Annotated in this window: 23 protein-coding genes; 14 read left to right on the plus strand and 9 right to left on the minus strand. The window is 31.3% G+C overall.

Going from position 1 to position 18533, the window contains the following annotated elements:
* Window position 1: 1 nt before the first annotated feature.
* Window positions 2-961, plus strand: coding sequence for a carbohydrate kinase (locus V6C74_RS04210; RefSeq protein ID WP_002453659.1), 960 nt, complete (start codon window positions 2-4; stop codon window positions 959-961).
* A gap of 64 nt (window positions 962-1025) precedes the next feature.
* Here the strand turns inward: V6C74_RS04210 and agrA are convergent, their stop codons facing one another.
* From agrA to V6C74_RS04230, 4 genes are read right to left on the minus strand one after another with little or no spacing between them, the layout of a single operon-like run.
* The gene (gene agrA, locus V6C74_RS04215) at window positions 1026-1742 is read right to left on the minus strand and encodes a quorum-sensing response regulator AgrA (RefSeq protein ID WP_002453658.1); all 717 of its coding nucleotides are present in this window, start codon (window positions 1740-1742) and stop codon (window positions 1026-1028) included.
* A 15-nt stretch (window positions 1743-1757) separates the two neighbouring features.
* Entirely contained in the window at window positions 1758-3047 is a 1290-nt protein-coding gene (gene agrC / locus V6C74_RS04220; RefSeq protein ID WP_002453657.1) for a quorum-sensing sensor histidine kinase AgrC, read from the minus strand.
* A 21-nt stretch (window positions 3048-3068) separates the two neighbouring features.
* Window positions 3069-3209: a cyclic lactone autoinducer peptide AgrD gene (agrD, locus tag V6C74_RS04225; protein ID WP_029625762.1), complete on the minus strand. Its 141-nt coding sequence runs from the start codon at window positions 3207-3209 to the stop codon at window positions 3069-3071.
* A gap of 2 nt (window positions 3210-3211) precedes the next feature.
* On the minus strand, window positions 3212-3778 hold the full coding sequence (locus tag V6C74_RS04230; protein ID WP_002453656.1) for an accessory gene regulator AgrB: 567 nt from the start codon (window positions 3776-3778) through the stop codon (window positions 3212-3214).
* Window positions 3779-4094: 316 nt separating this feature from the next.
* On the opposite strand from V6C74_RS04230, the gene V6C74_RS04235 reads away from it, so the two are divergent.
* Entirely contained in the window at window positions 4095-4172 is a 78-nt protein-coding gene (locus V6C74_RS04235) for a delta-lysin family phenol-soluble modulin (RefSeq protein WP_100209060.1), read from the plus strand.
* Between the two features lie 369 nt (window positions 4173-4541).
* On the opposite strand, the gene V6C74_RS04240 is transcribed toward V6C74_RS04235, so the two are convergent.
* Together V6C74_RS04240 and V6C74_RS04245 are read right to left on the minus strand one after the other, a co-directional pair.
* Window positions 4542-5327 carry a carbon-nitrogen family hydrolase gene (locus V6C74_RS04240; protein WP_002453655.1) on the minus strand — a complete coding sequence of 262 codons (786 nt, stop codon included), beginning with the start codon at window positions 5325-5327 and terminating at the stop codon, window positions 4542-4544.
* 101 nt (window positions 5328-5428) lie between these two features.
* Window positions 5429-6055, minus strand: coding sequence for a nitroreductase family protein (locus V6C74_RS04245; RefSeq protein ID WP_002453654.1), 627 nt, complete (start codon window positions 6053-6055; stop codon window positions 5429-5431).
* 189 nt (window positions 6056-6244) lie between these two features.
* On the opposite strand from V6C74_RS04245, the gene V6C74_RS04250 reads away from it, so the two are divergent.
* On the plus strand, window positions 6245-8176 hold the full coding sequence (locus tag V6C74_RS04250) for an SdrH family protein (protein WP_103175508.1): 1932 nt from the start codon (window positions 6245-6247) through the stop codon (window positions 8174-8176).
* A gap of 57 nt (window positions 8177-8233) precedes the next feature.
* Here the strand turns inward: V6C74_RS04250 and mroQ are convergent, their stop codons facing one another.
* Window positions 8234-8977: an intramembrane glutamic endopeptidase MroQ gene (gene mroQ, locus V6C74_RS04255; protein WP_002453651.1), complete on the minus strand. Its 744-nt coding sequence runs from the start codon at window positions 8975-8977 to the stop codon at window positions 8234-8236.
* A gap of 177 nt (window positions 8978-9154) precedes the next feature.
* On the opposite strand from mroQ, the gene groES reads away from it, so the two are divergent.
* Complete coding sequence (gene groES, locus V6C74_RS04260) at window positions 9155-9439, plus strand: co-chaperone GroES (RefSeq protein WP_002453650.1); 285 nt, start codon at window positions 9155-9157, stop codon at window positions 9437-9439.
* A 70-nt stretch (window positions 9440-9509) separates the two neighbouring features.
* Entirely contained in the window at window positions 9510-11129 is a 1620-nt protein-coding gene (gene groL, locus V6C74_RS04265; RefSeq protein ID WP_016898685.1) for a chaperonin GroEL, read from the plus strand.
* A gap of 114 nt (window positions 11130-11243) precedes the next feature.
* On the opposite strand, the gene V6C74_RS04270 is transcribed toward groL, so the two are convergent.
* Both V6C74_RS04270 and V6C74_RS04275 read right to left on the minus strand, forming a co-directional pair.
* The gene (locus V6C74_RS04270; RefSeq protein WP_049390892.1) at window positions 11244-12419 is read right to left on the minus strand and encodes a site-specific integrase; all 1176 of its coding nucleotides are present in this window, start codon (window positions 12417-12419) and stop codon (window positions 11244-11246) included.
* Window positions 12420-12427: 8 nt separating this feature from the next.
* Complete coding sequence (locus tag V6C74_RS04275; protein ID WP_049390893.1) at window positions 12428-13057, minus strand: helix-turn-helix domain-containing protein; 630 nt, start codon at window positions 13055-13057, stop codon at window positions 12428-12430.
* 171 nt (window positions 13058-13228) lie between these two features.
* Here V6C74_RS04275 and V6C74_RS04280 point away from each other — a divergent pair, with 171 nt between their 5' ends.
* The 9 genes from V6C74_RS04280 to V6C74_RS04320 all read left to right on the plus strand — a co-directional run bounded on the left by V6C74_RS04280 (window position 13229) and on the right by V6C74_RS04320 (window position 18256).
* On the plus strand, window positions 13229-13450 hold the full coding sequence (locus V6C74_RS04280; RefSeq protein ID WP_049390894.1) for a helix-turn-helix transcriptional regulator: 222 nt from the start codon (window positions 13229-13231) through the stop codon (window positions 13448-13450).
* Window positions 13451-13771: a helix-turn-helix domain-containing protein gene (locus V6C74_RS04285; protein ID WP_049390895.1), complete on the plus strand. Its 321-nt coding sequence runs from the start codon at window positions 13451-13453 to the stop codon at window positions 13769-13771.
* Window positions 13764-13922 (plus strand): hypothetical protein, encoded by a 159-nt coding sequence (locus V6C74_RS04290; protein WP_165353538.1) that lies wholly within the window; start codon window positions 13764-13766, stop codon window positions 13920-13922. The genes V6C74_RS04285 and V6C74_RS04290 overlap by 8 nt, the downstream gene beginning before the upstream one ends.
* The gene (locus V6C74_RS04295; RefSeq protein WP_049390896.1) at window positions 13912-14325 is read left to right on the plus strand and encodes a hypothetical protein; all 414 of its coding nucleotides are present in this window, start codon (window positions 13912-13914) and stop codon (window positions 14323-14325) included. Before V6C74_RS04290 ends, V6C74_RS04295 begins: the two co-directional genes overlap by 11 nt.
* A gap of 3 nt (window positions 14326-14328) precedes the next feature.
* Window positions 14329-14670 (plus strand): hypothetical protein, encoded by a 342-nt coding sequence (locus V6C74_RS04300; protein WP_049390897.1) that lies wholly within the window; start codon window positions 14329-14331, stop codon window positions 14668-14670.
* 86 nt (window positions 14671-14756) lie between these two features.
* Entirely contained in the window at window positions 14757-16370 is a 1614-nt protein-coding gene (locus tag V6C74_RS04305; protein WP_049390898.1) for a hypothetical protein, read from the plus strand.
* Between the two features lie 170 nt (window positions 16371-16540).
* Window positions 16541-17362, plus strand: coding sequence for a bifunctional DNA primase/polymerase (locus V6C74_RS04310; RefSeq protein WP_049390899.1), 822 nt, complete (start codon window positions 16541-16543; stop codon window positions 17360-17362).
* A complete protein-coding gene (locus tag V6C74_RS04315) occupies window positions 17337-17618 on the plus strand; it encodes a hypothetical protein (protein WP_049390900.1) in 282 nt (93 codons plus the stop codon). Before V6C74_RS04310 ends, V6C74_RS04315 begins: the two co-directional genes overlap by 26 nt.
* The gene (locus V6C74_RS04320; RefSeq protein WP_049390901.1) at window positions 17615-18256 is read left to right on the plus strand and encodes a pathogenicity island protein; all 642 of its coding nucleotides are present in this window, start codon (window positions 17615-17617) and stop codon (window positions 18254-18256) included. Before V6C74_RS04315 ends, V6C74_RS04320 begins: the two co-directional genes overlap by 4 nt.
* Window positions 18257-18533 lie beyond the last annotated feature (277 nt).

Here is an 18533-nt window from a genome sequence, read left to right on the forward strand (position 1 = left end):
AATGAGACGGTTGTTTGCAATAGGTGAAGCACTTATCGATTTTATACCACATGTTACAAATTCAGAACTTAAAGATGTAGAACAATTTAGCCGCCAAGTGGGCGGAGCACCTTGTAACGTAGCTGCAACTGTGAGTAAATTAGGTGGTCAATCCGAAATGGTCACACAATTAGGACAAGATGCATTTGGTGACATCATTGTTGAAACCATTGAACGTATCGGAGTAGGTGTAGACTATATTCAACGTACCAACAAAGCAAATACAGCACTAGCTTTTGTAAGTTTAAAAGAAGATGGGCAACGAGATTTTTCTTTTTATCGTAAGCCATCAGCTGATATGCTATATGACCCCTCATATATAGAAGATATAGAAGTTACTAATGAAGATATTTTACATTTCTGTTCAGTGGATTTAGTCGAAAGTGCGATGAAACAAGCACATTCAAAAATGATTGAGAAATTTGAGAAGGTTAATGGAACAATAGTATTTGATCCGAATGTACGCTTACCTTTATGGGAAGACCCTGAAGCATGTCGACAAGCAATTCTTGAATTTATTCCTAAAGCAAATGTAGTAAAAGTATCAGATGAAGAACTAGAATTTATTACAGGAATTAAAGATGAAACGAAAGCTATTCAATCATTATTTAAAGGTAACGTAGTTGTGGTTATTTATACTAAAGGTCCGAAAGGGGCACAAGCGTTCACTAAGAACAAATTTACAATAGAACATCAAGGTTACAAAGTTAAAGCTATAGACACAACAGGTGCAGGTGATGCCTTTATAGGTGCTGTCATTAGTCGTATTTTGACTTCAGACATGATTGATGTAGCACAATTATTTGAAAATGAAGGCAAAAGCATTCTTAAGTTTGGAAATAAAGTGGCAGCTTTAACGACAACAAGATATGGCGCCATTGAGAGTTTACCGACAATTGAAGAAGTTAATAAAGAGTATTAAAGACTTAAAGAAACCCAGCTTATGCACTGTAGAGTGTTCAGTAAGCTGGGTCTTTTAAAGTGTGTTAGATTTTTTTAACATTACGCACAGACGCGAAACAATTTTCACCATTTTTGAAATAAACAATACGCTCTTTAGAATCTATAGATTCAATATTATGTCTATTCACCACAAAGCTGTTATGACATCTAAAGAAACGTTCATCAAGTTGAGCTAACTCTTTAAGATTGCCGTAAAATTCTATTTGACGGTTATCTAAGTGTGCGATTAATCTGTGAGACTTAGTTGAAGATTCGAAGAACATGATATCATCATATTGAACATATACAGAGTTACTGCCACGCTTTAATTCAATTGTTTCGACATTACTTTCTTTAGATAGCAACTTAAGACGTGTATGAGCTGTTTCAAGACAGTCAATAATTCTTGTTTTTAATTCTGAAGGATCATCTTTGAAAATGAAGTCCATAGCAGCTACTTTATAAACAAATGTTAAATATGTAAGTTCGCTGTGACTTGTAACAAAAATAATGTTGCCGACTGGATCATGTTTACGAATTTTACTACCAAGTTTAATACCGTTCATGTCAGCTTCTAATTGAATATCCAAGAAATAACAACCAATGTCATTCATTTCTTTTGATTGCTCAAGCACTTCATAAGGATCATCAGTTGCGAGAGCTAGTTCCATAGGTTTTTCTTCAATCATGATGTAATTCTTGATAATTGAAACCATATTTTCTCTTTGTCTAGGATCGTCTTCGCAAACGAATATCTTCATCTATATTTCACATCCTTATGCTTCTGTATTAATAATTTCTACTTTTTGAACGAAATATCCATTCTCGATAACAGTGTCTAATAAGACATTTTCATTTTGGTCAGTCAGTTCTTTAAGCGTAGATAAGCCTAGACCTCTGTTATCGCCTTTAGTTGAAAAGCCTTCTTCAAATAATTCATGTATTTTAGGGGTATCATCGCTACATTTATTCATCACAATGAATGTAACAGATTCTTCATTGTTAATAAAAGCAATTTGAATAAGTGCATCATCAAGAGCTTCTGAAGCTTCAATGGCATTATCCAAGATAATCCCTGAAATACGGCTAAACTCAATAGTATTCATTTCAATTTTATCTATTTCGTCGGGAACCTCTATACTAATCGGTATTGCTTTCTCTTGAGCTTGAAGAATTTTAGTAGTAATTAAACCTTTAATTTCTCTAACTTTAAGATTTTCAATTCCATTTAATTTAATAGATCGCGTTTTCATATTATCCTTCATAGGAACAATTTGTTCATTGAAATACTTTTTAAGACCTTGCATATCATCTTCCCGAATAAACTCTGAAAGCGTAGAAAGAATGTTGACATAATCATGACGGAACTTACGCATTTCATTATTAATACTCTCGATACGCAGCGTATATTCATAGTATGTTTCAATTTCTTCGAGATTACGTTTATATTTCATTTCGCGTAGAGTAAATGTTGACATTATCAGAATCACAACACTTAAAAATACGATAAGAGCTACTAACAAGATAGCATATAAACTAAGACTATCACTAGCACTCATATCTGTTTGTGAGATTATGTAAAAGAAAACGAATGATAATAATAAAACAATAGTTATTATAGTAATGTATTTTTTATTAAGCGATAAGTACGACTGAGTGAGCTTATTAAATAAGAATTTTAATAAATAAGCCAATATAAAAGCAATACAAACAAAAGCTACAAAATGTATTATTAGTGATATAGTATCATTATTTATGACTCTTCTAGTGTATAAAAATAACGTTACTGATAAATAGTTAGTAAAATACAAAACTAAATTACTCATTAAAACTGCCAAAAATGAATATAATTTAATTTTCTTATAGAAGAATAAAAATAGTATGATGACAATAACAGGTAAGATTTTATTACCAAAATAATTAAACATAATAACAGAAAGGATTATTATTCCAAAAGTGAATAAATAATCCTTAAAGTTAAATTTGATATCTAAAATAATTTTAATAATAAGAAATAATAATAATGTTTGCACACCAGCAAATGGAATATAGTTTAAAGCATCCATTACATACACACTTTCTAATCATTATTCATAAAGCTTAGATAATTCTTCTGGAACTTCAGGTTCGTCATAATAAAGTTGACAAGGGTTAGCACCAGCTACGAATCCGATAAATTCAAATATTACAGTGAAAAATTTAAAAATTAGATTAAACAAGCTATTCATAATCATATATCCTCCTTAGGGAAAAAAATAGGTAATAACGTAACTGATTCTAGAGTTATGCCGAATAAAATTAATTTATTTATAGGCTCTAGTGTTACCAAAGATATAACTGTAAAAATACTATAAAAAATAATAGAGAGTATTCTTTTTCGATTAATCAATCGTTTAGGTATAGGTTGTTTTCTTGTAGCTGCTGGAGCATATTTACATATAAACAAAAAACCAAATAATGCCAATAGTAATAAAAACCAATAGGGAATACTTGATTTTATTATTAAAACAGGGAAAATAATAAAAAATATTATATTTTGTATATGGCACATTAAAGATGATTTTGCATGTGCTCCATGTGCATTACTTCTTATTATAAAATAACTTAAATGACTTATTAGTGTGTATATAAGTGTATGGAATACTAGAGTTAAACCATAAACAACAATAGTCTTTTCAATATTTGAAGCGACTACTTGCATACCTAAACGAACTTTCAAAAATTGTATACGATTAAGGTTATTCCTACGTTGTAAATAGTTAGCAAATTCATCAATTTTTCTATCTATTATTTTCACTCGCCTACTACTCTCCTCATAATACATTATACAATTTTGCGCAACTCATTTTAAATATTATGCCTAAGTGTTAAATAATTATACCTAACTGTTATTTTTAATTCCTAAGTGATATTTTATCATAAAAAGGAATACACTTAAGTACAATTTTTGACGAGTTAAGGAATATTCGTACTATTATGTAAAAACCATGTTTTAATAGACTCATATCACAGAGATGTGATGGAAAGATAGTTGAAAAATTTGCTTAATCTTAATTGAATGATTCTTCCCAAATCATTCAAATCCATTATTTAGTTGGAAGGAGTGAAGTGTAATGGCTGCAGATATCGTATCTACAATCGGTGATTTCATTAAATGGATCATTGAAACAGTTAAAAAATTCAAAAAATAAGTTTTGAATTCTTTCATTGTAACTTTGTTTTCTTCGTATAGTATGACTAAGTAATGGGTTGTTAAGCCATCCCAACTTAATAACCCAAAGTTAATAGCAAGTGAGCAACATTTGCTATAAAGCTGTAGTTTCCTTGGACTCAGTGTTACGTATTATTCTTAGCTACCTTTAATTAGGTAATTATTTCTAGCATGTAAGCTATCGTAAACAACATTCAATTTATCATTAATAAAATAGATAAATTCACTAAAATTTTTTCATAATTAATAACATCCCCAAAAAATAGATTGAAAAAATAACTGTAAAAACATTCCCTTAATAATAAGTTATCAAAGCCGTGAGTCCCTCCCAAGCTCACGGCTTAATTTTTTATTTATATAGAGTAGGTTTTAAGTTTTTAAATACTGGAATAGACTCTCTTTGTTGATCAACTAATTTTAAATCTATATTAGTAGTAAGTACTCCTTCATCACTGCATAATTCTTGAACTATTTCTCCATTAGGATTTATTACGGTCGAATAGCCAGCATATTCTGTGTTTCCATCATTACCGCAACCATTTGTTGCAACGACATACATATCATTTTCAATAGCTCTTGCTTTAAGTAGTGATAACCAATGATTTAGCCTAGCGCTAGGCCATTGTGCAACGTAAAATGCGATTTTAGCACCGTTTTTAGCCGGATATCTTAACAATTCAGGAAATCGTAAATCATAGCAAATGATTTGTGTCGCTAGGGTGCCGTCTGATAACTGAAAAGGTTCAGGTACTTTATCTCCATCTTTTAGAAACTCTGGTTCTCTAAGCATCGGCACAAGGTGGACTTTATCGTACTCATTGATTAATTCGCCATCTTTATTCACTGAAAATGCTGTATTAAATACATTGTTGTCTTTAATATTTGATACAGAGCCTGCAACAATATCAACATTGTATTGCTTAGCAAGTTGAGTTATAAGTGAAAAACTTCTATTTAAATTAGTATCTGCTTTATCTTTTAATTCCTCTAAAGCGTATCCATTATTCCACATTTCAGGTAAAACAACGACATCAGTATCTTCATTTAAGTATTCTTTAAACCATTTTTGGATTTTGTATTCGTTCTTATTAGTGTTTCCATAAATTACATGAAATTGAAAAAGTTGAATTTTCATCTTCGTCACTCCCTATTACGAGTTATTTATAAGATACTAAAGTTATGTATTAAACGCAAAAAAGCGCCTGTGTAATACATACACAGACGCAGTTAAGTCATTCACTTTTTAATAATAAAGCGATCTTCTAAAGGTTTGATTTCTTTTTCATTAGCATTCTCACGTACATCACCGAAAGGCATTTGAGCGATTAATTTCCAAGTATTTGGAATATCAAATTGACTAGCAGTAGATTCATCTACAATAGGATTGTAATGTTGTAAAGATGCACCAATACCCTTAGTAGCTAATGCAGTCCAAATTGCGTATTGATGCATTGCGTTAGCTTGATTAGACCATATTTCAAAGTTTTCATAGAAATTAGGCATTTTTTCTTGTAATGCATTAATAACACTTTGATCTTCATAATAAAGAATTGTGCCATGTGAATGTTTAAAATTATCAATTTTTTGACGGGTAGGTTCAAAGTCTCTGTCAGGTCCCATAGTTTCTTTTAAAATAGATTTCGAATTTTCCCAGAATTGTTCATTTTTGTCATTTAAAAGTAAAACAATTCTTGTTGATTGAGAATTGAATGCAGAAGGTACGTGTTTGACAGCATGTGCGATTAATTCTTCTAGTTCTTCGTCACTAATTGATATTGTTTTTTCTAAATTATAAATAGTTCTTCTAGTTTCAATAGCTTCGTTAAATGATTGTTCATTTTCATTATTATTAAAAATACCCATATTTAAGTACTCCTTTGTTTTAGATTTCTACATACTATAATAATTATACTTTGGAGAGTGTACAAATAATTACTATGAAATTTCAATAAGATTAATATTCATTTTCAAAAGTCTTATTTAAATGCAAAAATCTAATATTTTATATATACTAAAGATGATAAAAGAACTAAAAGAGGAGGTGACTGACTTATGAATAATAATAAAATCAAGCATTCGTTTGTATTAACAGGTTTTGCATTTATGTTAAGTACATCTTTATTTGATAATCATGCGCATGCAGCAGATGATAATACAAAGCCCATTTCTTCGAGTGCTAATACGAATCAAATAGAATCTGAAAATCAGACTTCAAGTGATGATAATTCAATAAGTCAACAACCTCAATCCAATGAAAATGAAGTAAATCCACTCGCGACTTCTGAAAATGAGCAGTCTGATTCGAATTCAATAAATGATTTAAATTCTGATACTGATACTGACTCAGACAGCGATTCTGACGCAGACAGTGACTCGGACTCAGCTAGCGATTCTGACGTAGCTAGTGATTCTGACGCAGACAGTGATTCAGACAGCGATTCTGACGCAGATAGCGAGGCAGATTTAGATAGTGATTCAGACTCAGAGAGTGATTCAGACTCAGACAGCGACTCAGATTCAGGCAGTGATTTAGATTCAGACAGCGATTCTGACTCAGATAGTGACTCAGATTCAGACAGCGATTCTGGTTCAGACAGTGACTCAGATTCAGGCAGTGATTTAGATTCAGACAGCGATTCTGACTCAGATAGTGACTCAGATTCAGACAGCGATTCTGGTTCAGACAGTGACTCTGGTTCAGATAGCGATTCAGATTCGGACAGTGATTCAGATTCAGACAGTGATTCTGGTTCAGACAGCGACTCAGATTCAGACAGTGACTCTGGTTCAGACAGCGACTCAGATTCAGACAGTGACTCTGGTTCAGATAGCGATTCAGATTCGGACAGCGATTCTGACTCAGGCAGTGACTCAGGTTCCGGACATGATCACACATCTGATCACGGACACGATCATACGTCTGATGGTGGTAGTGATGGCCATTCACATTCGGGTAGTGGACATTCTGGCTCCCATAGTCATAACCACGGCAACTCAAATGGACACGGGTCTGGGGATAACTATCCTTCTGATGGAAATGATAATAGTAGTTCAAGTGGTCATAATAATGGCAACGAGAATGATCATTCACATCAAAGTGGTTCACATCACCCATCTAATTCAAATAATAACGGGCAACCTTCGAGTAACCATACGGAAGGTAGCTCATCAAATGCAAATCATCATGCTAGCGATGGCGATCATTCTTCGTCAATACATCCTCAGGATAGTAATGATGGAATTTTACTAAATCCTAATAGAGGTAGTCATGATAATGAAAATAGTAGCAATAGTGGGGCTCCATTAAAAAGAAATTCTAATGATGACAATGACTTGAATTACTCACAATCTAACCATCAAAAGCCTAACTATGATAGAAATCAATTTATTTGGAATAGATCGGGTTCAGTTGTAAATCATAATAATTCTCAAAACACCAGTAAAGGTGAGCAAAGTCAAGATTCTGAAAAAAATTCATTATTAGATAGATTTAGAAGTTTAGCTAGCGGTGCCTATAAATACAATCCATTTTTAATTAATCAAGTAAGAAATCTAGATACTGAAAATGGTGAAATTACTGATAGTGATATTTATAGTTTATTTAAAAAACAAAATTTTAGTGGAAATGAATATTTAGATTCTTTACAAAAAGGTTCAAATTATTTCAGATTTCAATATTTCAATCCATTAAACGCAAGTAAATATTATGAAAACTTAGATGAACAAGTATTGGCTTTAATTACTGGTGAAATTGGCTCCATGCCTGACTTGAAGAAACCTAACGATAAAGAGAAAGGTAGTCGTAGTGCTTTTAAAAATCATAGTGCAGATGAAATCACTACAAATGATAATGAACAATCTGAAGATTACAACAAAAATAAGAAATTAGATCGTGCGCTTATCACTTTAGGCAGTGCTATTGTTTCAATATTTGCAGGAGTCGTAGGTATGTTCATTTATAATAGAAGAAAAAATAAACAATAATAAAGAAAGCATCTAATCATGTATACTTCGCAACATTTTACATGATTAGATGCTATTTTAGTTTAATATAAGTTGTAGAATAAAGTTGGCATGTTCATTAGCTTTTTTTATAGCGTCTGCGCCAAAAAGTTGCATAAGTACGACTGTACCATTTTGTAACATGTGAATACCTATTGGTACAGCAATTCTTTTAGTATATACATAAGCAAGTGAAAAGATCATGCCCATACCAAAATACATAGGGATAAATTTTATATCATTGTGTGCAAGAGCAAAGACAAGTGAACTTACAATTGAAGCAATCAAAAAGCTAACGATGCGATTGCCTTTAATTGCATTATATAATTCACCAAAGAACACCTTTCTGAAGACAAATTCTTCTAAAATAGGACCTACTATAGATATTAAAATAATAAAAATAGGCATTTTTTTAGCGATTGCTATTATACGTTCAGTGTTTGGACTTGTCTGTTGACTACCCATGATTGTAAAGTAAATCAAACTAATAATAACTTGATAAACCATAACAAGACAAAAGCCTAATAGTGCCCAAGGAATGATGTATCTCTTGGGTTCCTTCTTACCAGCTTCCAGTGTAGTGGGATTTTTAACTTTTAAATTTATTAAAATTATTATAATTGCGGCTAATATAAAAAGAGAAACTTGCGTGAATATCATGAATTTAGCAGTTTCAATTTTAGACATATGACCAAGCAAATGACTTCTAAGTATAAAACCAGGTAGCATTTGAGCCAAGCCATAGGCGAGTACCGTTAATAAGGACACCCAAAGTCTTCTCATAACTTACCTCCATCTATTTCTGAGTATAGTTTATTTTATCGTAAATAATATAGATGTACAAAATTTATTCGCTAACCTTTTCACTTGAATTATTGACCAAATTTGATTAATATAAAAATAGCTTAGCACTCTATTAATTAAAGTGCTAAATCACATGTGAATGAAGGAGGAACAATCATGCTTAAACCATTAGGAAATCGTGTGATTATTGAAAAGAAAGAGCAAGAACAAACAACTAAAAGCGGTATTGTTTTAACGGATAGCGCTAAAGAAAAATCAAATGAAGGTGTAATCATCGCTGTAGGACCAGGACGCCTACTAGACAATGGTTCACGAGTTGCTCCTGAAGTAAGTGAAGGCGACACTATTGTTTTCCAACAATATGCTGGAACAGAAGTTAAACGTGGTGACGATACTTACTTAATTTTAAATGAAGAAGATATTTTAGCAGTAATTCATTAATTATAAAAAATATATTAAACAGATAGAACATCTATGTAAGAAATCTTAATAAATGGAGGTCATTCCAAGTATGGCAAAAGATTTAAAATTCTCAGAAGATGCACGTCAAGCAATGCTAAGAGGTGTAGATAAATTAGCAAATGCTGTAAAAGTAACAATTGGTCCAAAAGGACGTAATGTTGTCTTAGATAAAGAATATACAACACCATTAATTACAAATGATGGGGTTACAATTGCCAAAGAAATCGAGTTAGAAGACCTTTATGAAAACATGGGGGCAAAACTTGTTCAAGAAGTTGCAAACAAAACAAATGAAATTGCTGGTGACGGTACTACGACTGCAACAGTTTTAGCGCAATCAATGATTCAAGAAGGTCTTAAAAACGTAACAAGTGGCGCGAATCCAGTTGGTTTAAGACAAGGTATTGATAAAGCCGTTAAAATAGCTGTAGAAGCTTTACATGATATCTCTCAAAAAGTTGAAAATAAAAATGAAATTGCGCAAGTAGGTGCTATTTCAGCTGCTGACGAAGAAATTGGCCAATACATCTCTGAAGCAATGGATAAAGTCGGTAATGATGGGGTTATTACTATTGAAGAATCAAACGGTTTCAATACAGAACTTGAAGTCGTTGAAGGTATGCAGTTTGATCGTGGTTATCAATCACCTTATATGGTAACTGATTCAGATAAAATGATTGCTGAACTTGAACGCCCATATATTCTCGTTACAGATAAGAAAATTTCATCATTCCAAGATATTTTACCTTTATTAGAACAAGTAGTTCAATCTAGTCGACCAATTTTAATTGTGGCTGATGAGGTAGAAGGCGACGCTCTAACTAATATTGTTTTAAACCGTATGCGTGGTACATTTACAGCTGTTGCTGTTAAAGCTCCTGGTTTTGGTGATCGTCGTAAAGCAATGTTAGAAGACTTAGCTATCCTTACAGGTGCTCAAGTGATTACAGATGATTTAGGATTAGAATTAAAAGATGCATCAATCGATATGCTTGGTACAGCTAATAAAGTAGAAGTCACTAAAGATAATACAACTATTGTAGATGGTGACGGTGATGAAAATAATATCGACGCTCGTGTAAGTCAAATTAAAGCACAAATCGAAGAAACTGACTCTGATTTCGATAGAGAAAAATTACAAGAGCGATTAGCTAAATTAGCTGGCGGTGTAGCAGTCATCAAAGTAGGTGCTGCAAGCGAAACTGAATTAAAAGAACGTAAACTTCGAATAGAAGATGCTTTAAACTCTACACGTGCCGCAGTCGAAGAAGGTATTGTTGCCGGCGGTGGTACTGCCTTAGTTAATATTTATAAAAAGGTAAGCGAAATTGAAGCAGAAGGCGATGTTGAAACAGGAGTAAATATTGTGCTTAAGGCATTACAAGCTCCAGTACGTCAAATTGCAGAAAATGCTGGTTTAGAAGGTTCAATTATAGTTGAACGATTGAAAAATGCAGATGCAGGTGTTGGATTTAACGCAGCGACGAATGAATGGGTAAATATGCTTGAAGAAGGTATTGTAGACCCAACTAAAGTAACTCGTTCAGCACTTCAACACGCAGCAAGCGTAGCAGCAATGTTCTTAACAACTGAAGCAGTAGTAGCTACTATTCCTGAAAAAGAAAATAATGAACAACCAAGTATGGGCGGTATGCCGGGAATGATGTAAAAACGCCTATAAACGTTTATTCAAAGGCGTTCAACAATTTATCGTGACATAATAATGACATAAAAATCCAGAAAATAAAAAATGCCGTTTGATTCAGCTGAACTAAACGGACATTTAAAATAACTCTTTTGAGACGCTTTCCATGAGTTGACTAAACTTGTGGGAAGCGTCTTTTTTATATGAGTTGGTAATTTTTGCGTAGATGTTCATTGTGGTATTTATATCTTTGTGGCGTAATCGTTCTTGTATTTCTTTGATATGTACACCTGCTTCAATCAGTAACGCACAATGTGTATGACGGAACGAATGTGTACTGATTTGTTTATTGGTTATATTTGTCTTTTTCATAATTGCTTTAATCCATGTAGACAGTTTTTTAATCACAAGAGGATAGCCATTCACATCAGTAAACACAAAATTATTATCTACATATAATTCATTTTTCCAAGCGTCCTGGACATTTACCTTATAATCTTTGAGTAATTGAATCACGTGGGGATCTACTGATATTTTACCGATTGAGCTTTCAGTTTTAGGTGTAAGTATCTGATAATGCTTTTTATTATTATTTGGATTGTAATAAGTCTTAGTAATGCTAATCGTGTTGTTCTCAAAGTCTATATCAGACCATTTTAACGCTAACAACTCGCCTACACGCATGCCAGTATATGCCAATGTGGTAAATACTTCAAAGCTATTTTGTGGTGAATGGTGATACTTAGCAATCTTTAAAAATTGTAGTAATTCATCTTTTTCAAGAAACTTTTGTTTGATTTCGTTTCCTTCTAATTCCTCAACTGTGACTTGCTTTTTAGGTCGTTTAATACCCTCACTAGGTAATGTTTTTATTAATTTTATATCATGAGCATATTTAAAAATCATATTTGTAGAGGCGACAATACTATCAACATAATTTTTACTATACTGAGCGCTCATATCGTCTACAAAGCGTTGATAATCATGTTTCTTGATATTTTGTATTGGTTTAGTATCAAAGCGCTCTATGGCATGCTGTATGGCTTTCTCACGCGCTCTGACACTACTTACTTTTACATCATTAGCATACTGCTTAAGCCAGTCATCAGCTACTTGTTTGAATGTGCTAGAAGATGGGGCGATATAGTCACCATTTCTTAATTGACGCTCAATCATTTCAGCTTGATGTTTAGCATCTGATTTACGTTTAAAGCCAGTCTTAGATATGTATTCGTATTTGCCAGTGTCTACGTTTTTACCAAGTGAAATGCGATAACGCCAGTTATTTTTAGCGATTTGGTCATAGCTTGCCACATGAACACCTACTTATTCATTTTAAAGTTATTTACCTTTTTACTTTTGTCGTATTTTGTTTCAAAAATACTTTCGATTATTGTTTTAATCATCTTTTTATCATCTTCATTTAATTTGCTATAAGTTAATTCATCTATACTATCAGTATGGATTTTATTTTTGTCAGTAAAAAATTTATTTCCATAAAACACATGATAATCATTTTGTGATAATAACCACTCTAAATCAAAATATGGTTTGTCTAATTCCTTAATTTTCTCATCATGATTGACAGGATAAGCGATGCAATTATTATCTAAATTATCTAATTTTATACCGATTGAATTTTCATGTTTAATAATATTTTCTAGAAATTCTTCAACGTACTCCCTGTATTCTTTCTTCAAAAGTGAATAATCAAGTTTCTTCTGATTTGCAAAGACTTTAAGTATTTCATTTTCAGGTAATGGTGGATCTAGTTTTTGAAATTCATTTAAATAACAAATGTTTTGAAATAGTTTACTTTTCGAAGGTATTCTCTCATTTTTTTCTATTTGATTTAAATAACTTTTTGATAAACCAATGGTATAAGAAAATTCCTCAAGCGTCATTTTTAAGTCTTTTCTTAATTCTTTATAATAATCTCCAACTTTTTTCATGTTATCACCTCAATTTAATAATAGCATTTTGCGTATTTGCAAAACAATAATTTTTGCATTTTTTTTAAAAAACTATTGCAATATATTCAGAAAGGTGTTTATAATTAGTTGTGTAAATAATATTTACGCAAATACGCAAACTTTAAATGTATGCAAAAGGGAGGCTTTAAAATGTCTATATTGATTAATAATACGTCTTTTAAAAAAGCGATGTTTTTAAAGGGATATAATTTATCAGATTTATCTAAAGAATTAGGAATAGGAATATCTTATTTAAGTGCAATTGCAAATGGAAAAAAGATTCCTAGTCCAAAACTAGCAAAAAATATAGCTAATGTCTTAGACGTTGAAATTAAAGATTTATTTTACTTTGAAGAAAAGGAGGCACAATAAATGTTCGATATTAATATTGATGAACAAGAAGCACGTGAGTTGTTAGAGCAAGCAATTAATCAACGTGTCGATGAACTAGCTAGGGAAAAGTTCTTTATGACTTATAAGGAATTATCTGAGTACCTAAATTTAAGTAAACCAACGATTGAAGAATTGCTAATTAATAATGGTATGAAGTATTACATGGTAGGTAGCACATACCGATTTAAGAAATCAGATGTTGATGCGTTTATGAATCAACTCACATCACACATGGATATATACAACAATGATTTAAAACAAATTAATGTTAAGAAATTGATGGAGGTGCAAAATGGTTAAATTCACATTACAACTATTATTAATCAGTTTAACAACTTTATTAGCTAGTGCATTTATAGCATTTCATGTAGGTCTTGCTATTTATTTATTAGGTAGCGTAATTGCACTATTAAATTATGAAAAAGTGGAGGTTCAACCAGATGAACAATAAACAAAAATTAAACAAACAAATTAAATTCAGAGAGGAAAATGAAACAATGAATAAATTAAATAACAAAGATTATAAAAATATTGAAGACAAATTGAATTACGATCATATCGTAAATGGCAAAAAGCACATTAAAAAAATGAGCAAACTATTACAAAAACGTCGTAATAAAGATATTTCAATTATTAAAAAAATGTATCCTTATTTAAATAATAATGAGATTTTAGAAATCACTAATGATTATCAAGAATACAAAAATCTTGTTCAAGCTACTGAAACTTTTACAGATTTCCCTATCATTTACGAAGATTCTAATATTAGTAAGTTCTTAACTAAAGACGATATTGAAGAATTAAAATTAGCTGTTGAAGAAATGCTAGTTTTTGTTGAAAGATTGGAGGAGTAGTAAATGAAAAAATTAAAATATCAAATTCACGAAATCAAAGATGAAGTAGTAAGTGCAGATTTAACTTCTAAACTCAGCGCACTCAGAAACTTAGTAGCAGATGAAATGGAACGTGCTGAGAAATATAAGAAAATGCTAGTTGCGTCTAACGATCAAGTAGCAACATATACTGCAAATGAAAGCATTCAAAATCATTTTGTTTGTCTTGCAGTTATCAATTCAATCTTTACTGATGTGAGTTCAATGATTGGACAAGTGGAACATCATTACAACAATGCAATGGAAGAATTAAAAAGAGCGTCATCTGATATGAATAGTTTGGCGACTAAATCAGATAACGCATAACTAGTACATTTTGAAAACCAAATGCACAGGAATAATATAACATTTCTGTGCTAATTCTTAAAATACAAAAATGAAAGGCTGATTAAATGGACGAAGTTTCTTTATATAAAAAACATTATCAATTCCATTCTAAATTAGATAATGTTGATACACCTAATTTATCTCGTATAAAAGAAATTAGTAAAAGAATTTACTTTGCTGCAATTACAACAGAAAAACAAATTTTTAATAATAAAGGAAGTGTTTATCACTGTAAAAAAGATGATTTTGTAGGTGATTACATTAATAACCTTACTTTAGATTATACCATAAAACCTAGAGAAATAGGTGCAGTCTATGGAACTATCTCTGTTAAAACAACAGTAGAGAACGGTGAGGAGAATAAAGAGGCACATTTTAAGCCTAGTAAAACAAATAGCTATGCAAAGTTCATTATTGATCTAATTACTGAAAAAGTCATCTACTCAAAAGAGTTGGATAGCTTTATCAAATTAAATAGCAATCAATATGAAATTATAGATAATACTAATTTTTCATTAGAGTATCCAGTAGACAATAAGTATCATATTAATGATTTTCTTGATGTAATGCTAGAGGTTTACAAAGAATATTTCATTAATGATTATCAATATAATATCTATCCTTACGCTATTGCAGGTAATGATTGGATATACAATTGCAGAGAATTAGAATTTGTAGATAAGAAAATTAATAGTAACGATTACTATATCATTAAATATGATGTAGATAAGAAGAATATAAACACTAACCTAGCACAACAATTCTTTGACCTAGTAAGTGACAATGAACGCAGTAAGAATAATTTAATGTTGGTACATGCTTATACTATGTATCGAAAAATGAAACTTATTCAAGCTGAAAAATGGTTCTTAATCAAAGACTTCGGCAGATCTGGTAAAGGTTTATTTATGGAAACTTTTGAGAAACTTCTAAAAGTTAACAAAGTTAATTTTGAAAGTTTATTATCATCTGGCTTTGAGGCTGCAAATGAATGGCTTAACTTTTATGGTGCAGATATTGCTCATGCAAATGAAACAGGCGAAATTAATAAAAGTATGATGAGGATATTACGCAAAATAGCTACTGGTGAGAATATTTCAGGGCGTGGCATACAACGAAATAACGTTAAGTTTAAAAATAATGCAGTATTAATTTTAGATACTAATGAAAGTGTTGATACTGGTGAAATTACAGCTAATAGAACACGTACAGTTAAGATTGCATTTAAGGATAGACCGAAGAACGAAACTGATGAAGAACGTTATAAAGTATTTAAACCATTTTGGGACTTTGTTAAGCCTAACGGGGAAAACTCAGTCAATGCGTCAGTATCATTTTTAATATTAAGTCTTGAGTATCTTAAACAAATAGGCAGAGAATTTAAGTTTAATAGTGTAACGCTTAAAAACTATTACACCGAAGATGAATTAACCGATACTCAAATTCTTATGCTCAAAGTATTATCTAAACAAGATTTTATTTTTTCAGGTGATGAAATACTACAAAAAACTATCGAAGAAGATTATAAAAGTCTAAGATATAAAAAAGCTAAAGAAGATATGAAAAAAATAGGAGTAGCTATCAATAAGCAGGAATGGATAGAGGGACAAAATACTAAAGTTCATAAAGTGAAAAATCAAGAATTATTTAATATGGCTTTGGCTTTGATTGAAACTTAGGATAGTCTAACTCTTACTAACTCTTGTACTAACTCTTGAAACATTGAAATTTCAACTACTAACTCTTATAACTCTTATTTTACTTAGCGTATTTTGATTATATATAAATAAATGCAAGTGTAGAACAAAATTAAAGTTATAAGGGTTAGTGTTCTATTGGAGGTATTCTCATGAAAATGTACAATGCAGCAAAGTATCTACTTAATAAAGATGTGCAAGTTGTACCTTTAAACGATAATAAAAAGCCAACAGTATCATTTAAAAATGTAACTATTGATGATGATTTTATAGATAATCACTTTTTAGCATATGCAAAGACAAATGTATTAGGTGTTCTTACTCGTGGTTTATGGTGTATCGACATTGATATTAATCACGTAAATGGTGAAAGTGGCTTTGATAGTTTGAAAGACATTCCTTACTATGATGAGTTTGTTTCTAATGCACAAAATACGCTAGTGCAGACAACAGCAAGTGGGGGAAAGCATGTAATATTTAAAAAACGTGATGGCGTTGAATACGCTCAAAAAATAGGATATTTACCATCAGTAGACATTAAAGCACATGATAATAACTATTTTGTATTAGCTGGAAGTAAAACAGCTAAAGGACTATACACAAGTAATAAGAAAAAAGTAATCGCTTATGATGGTGAATTTGAAGATCGTATATTTTCAAAACGTGGAAATTACCTACAACAGACTATGGAAAAGTTCTCAGTAAAAAGTGTATTGCCTAATCACAATTTCAATTATTTACAACATACTGGTAAAGGTGGACTAGGTAAAGAGGCATACAATCGTGTAATCAATGGTGAAAGCGTAGAACGTAATAATGATGTATATAAGGCTATTAGTTATGCATTACAATGTAACGTGGATATAGAGCCTCTAAAAGTAATTATTGGTGATGTTAAAGCAAATGGTGATGAATTTACTTTAGAAGAGTGGGAGGCCTCATATAACAGTGCAAGAAACTCATTACGAATTTAATATAGATGACGAATTAAGAAAACTAGGTTTATTAGTTGGAATATCTGAAGAAATATATTATTGCTCAATTAGTCGCATATCAACATTGTATCTTGAAAACTTTGGGACTAAGTGGATAGCATGGCGTGAAACTTACGACTTTAAGAATGATAAAAGAGTATCATATAGAACAATAGCAGATGGTAGTTTTGAATTAGTAGCTGCAAGAACTAAAAACTATTTAAATTACATTAAAAGAAAGCAGGGAATAAAATGAACGTTGAAATTATAGCAAATGAATTTGAAACTAGAGCAGCAACATTATTAAGATATTTTACTGGTTTATGTGAAAGTAGTTATAAAGTACCTTTTGCATTTAGGATTTATAATGATCCTTTCAACACTGTGTATCTAGTAAGTAAAGGTAAAATGTATGCTCATGTACTGATAAAAAATTGTGAAGTGAGAAAATCTTTTGAGATAGCCTCAGAAAAGCATACTGAGAAACTAATAGAGAGCATTGAGGGGTATTATACTGGATATGAAATACCAGATGGCACACATGACACTATAAGCGATATGATGGCTAGTTTCATGTTTGATAATGATTATTTCATGTATGGCCTAGAAACATTTGCAGAAAGTAATAATAGCGACATGTTCGATTATATGAGTAGAGATTTCAATATAGATGAGCTTGAGGGTGTTCAGTCTAGTAATGCTGATGTTATAGGGAATATGGAAACGTTGTACCAGTTAGCTACTGGCATTAATGAGCCAGCACCAGAATTAGTTGAGGGACTGAAGTTAGTAACTGAATTTGTCCAAGATGAGAAAGCTACACAAGACGATTACAAAGCGTTAGAGCGTAAGTTGAATGAGCTGAAAGAATCATACTACAGTGTGAGTAAGTAATTAAATAAGGGGTCACATGTGTTGTGTGGCTCCTATATATAGCTAATAAATGTTAATTGTTGTAGAAATACACTAGGGTGTGCGAGTTTGCGAAAACGAACATTAGTTCTTTTTGTGGCATTTCTATATATAACTAAAAAAGTGTTTTTCAAGGCTTTTATTACAATGTTTTGACGTATGTTAATAGTAAGTTAAATAAATTCGAATAACGAACATTAGTTTGCGTTTTCGTGTAAATTTAGTATAATTAAGGTATAAAGTAATTGAATAAGTGAGG

The organism is Staphylococcus capitis subsp. capitis (assembly GCF_040739495.1).
Lineage (GTDB): Bacteria > Bacillota > Bacilli > Staphylococcales > Staphylococcaceae > Staphylococcus > Staphylococcus capitis.

Coding starts and splice junctions, on each gene's coding strand:
- agrA (WP_002453658.1), bottom strand. CDS start 1,742: ATGAAGATATTCGTTTGCGAAGACGATCCTAGACAAAGAGAAAATATG.
- V6C74_RS04210 (WP_002453659.1), top strand. CDS start 2: ATGAGACGGTTGTTTGCAATAGGTGAAGCACTTATCGATTTTATACCA.
- agrC (WP_002453657.1), bottom strand. CDS start 3,047: ATGGATGCTTTAAACTATATTCCATTTGCTGGTGTGCAAACATTATTA.
- V6C74_RS04300 (WP_049390897.1), top strand. CDS start 14,329: ATGAAAAAATTAAAATATCAAATTCACGAAATCAAAGATGAAGTAGTA.
- groES (WP_002453650.1), top strand. CDS start 9,155: ATGCTTAAACCATTAGGAAATCGTGTGATTATTGAAAAGAAAGAGCAA.
- V6C74_RS04295 (WP_049390896.1), top strand. CDS start 13,912: ATGAACAATAAACAAAAATTAAACAAACAAATTAAATTCAGAGAGGAA.
- V6C74_RS04245 (WP_002453654.1), bottom strand. CDS start 6,055: ATGGGTATTTTTAATAATAATGAAAATGAACAATCATTTAACGAAGCT.
- V6C74_RS04320 (WP_049390901.1), top strand. CDS start 17,615: ATGAACGTTGAAATTATAGCAAATGAATTTGAAACTAGAGCAGCAACA.
- V6C74_RS04235 (WP_100209060.1), top strand. CDS start 4,095: ATGGCTGCAGATATCGTATCTACAATCGGTGATTTCATTAAATGGATC.
- V6C74_RS04275 (WP_049390893.1), bottom strand. CDS start 13,057: ATGAAAAAAGTTGGAGATTATTATAAAGAATTAAGAAAAGACTTAAAA.
- mroQ (WP_002453651.1), bottom strand. CDS start 8,977: ATGAGAAGACTTTGGGTGTCCTTATTAACGGTACTCGCCTATGGCTTG.
- V6C74_RS04310 (WP_049390899.1), top strand. CDS start 16,541: ATGAAAATGTACAATGCAGCAAAGTATCTACTTAATAAAGATGTGCAA.
- agrD (WP_029625762.1), bottom strand. CDS start 3,209: ATGAATAGCTTGTTTAATCTAATTTTTAAATTTTTCACTGTAATATTT.
- V6C74_RS04280 (WP_049390894.1), top strand. CDS start 13,229: ATGTCTATATTGATTAATAATACGTCTTTTAAAAAAGCGATGTTTTTA.
- V6C74_RS04290 (WP_165353538.1), top strand. CDS start 13,764: ATGGTTAAATTCACATTACAACTATTATTAATCAGTTTAACAACTTTA.
- V6C74_RS04240 (WP_002453655.1), bottom strand. CDS start 5,327: ATGAAAATTCAACTTTTTCAATTTCATGTAATTTATGGAAACACTAAT.
- V6C74_RS04305 (WP_049390898.1), top strand. CDS start 14,757: ATGGACGAAGTTTCTTTATATAAAAAACATTATCAATTCCATTCTAAA.
- V6C74_RS04250 (WP_103175508.1), top strand. CDS start 6,245: ATGAATAATAATAAAATCAAGCATTCGTTTGTATTAACAGGTTTTGCA.
- groL (WP_016898685.1), top strand. CDS start 9,510: ATGGCAAAAGATTTAAAATTCTCAGAAGATGCACGTCAAGCAATGCTA.
- V6C74_RS04285 (WP_049390895.1), top strand. CDS start 13,451: ATGTTCGATATTAATATTGATGAACAAGAAGCACGTGAGTTGTTAGAG.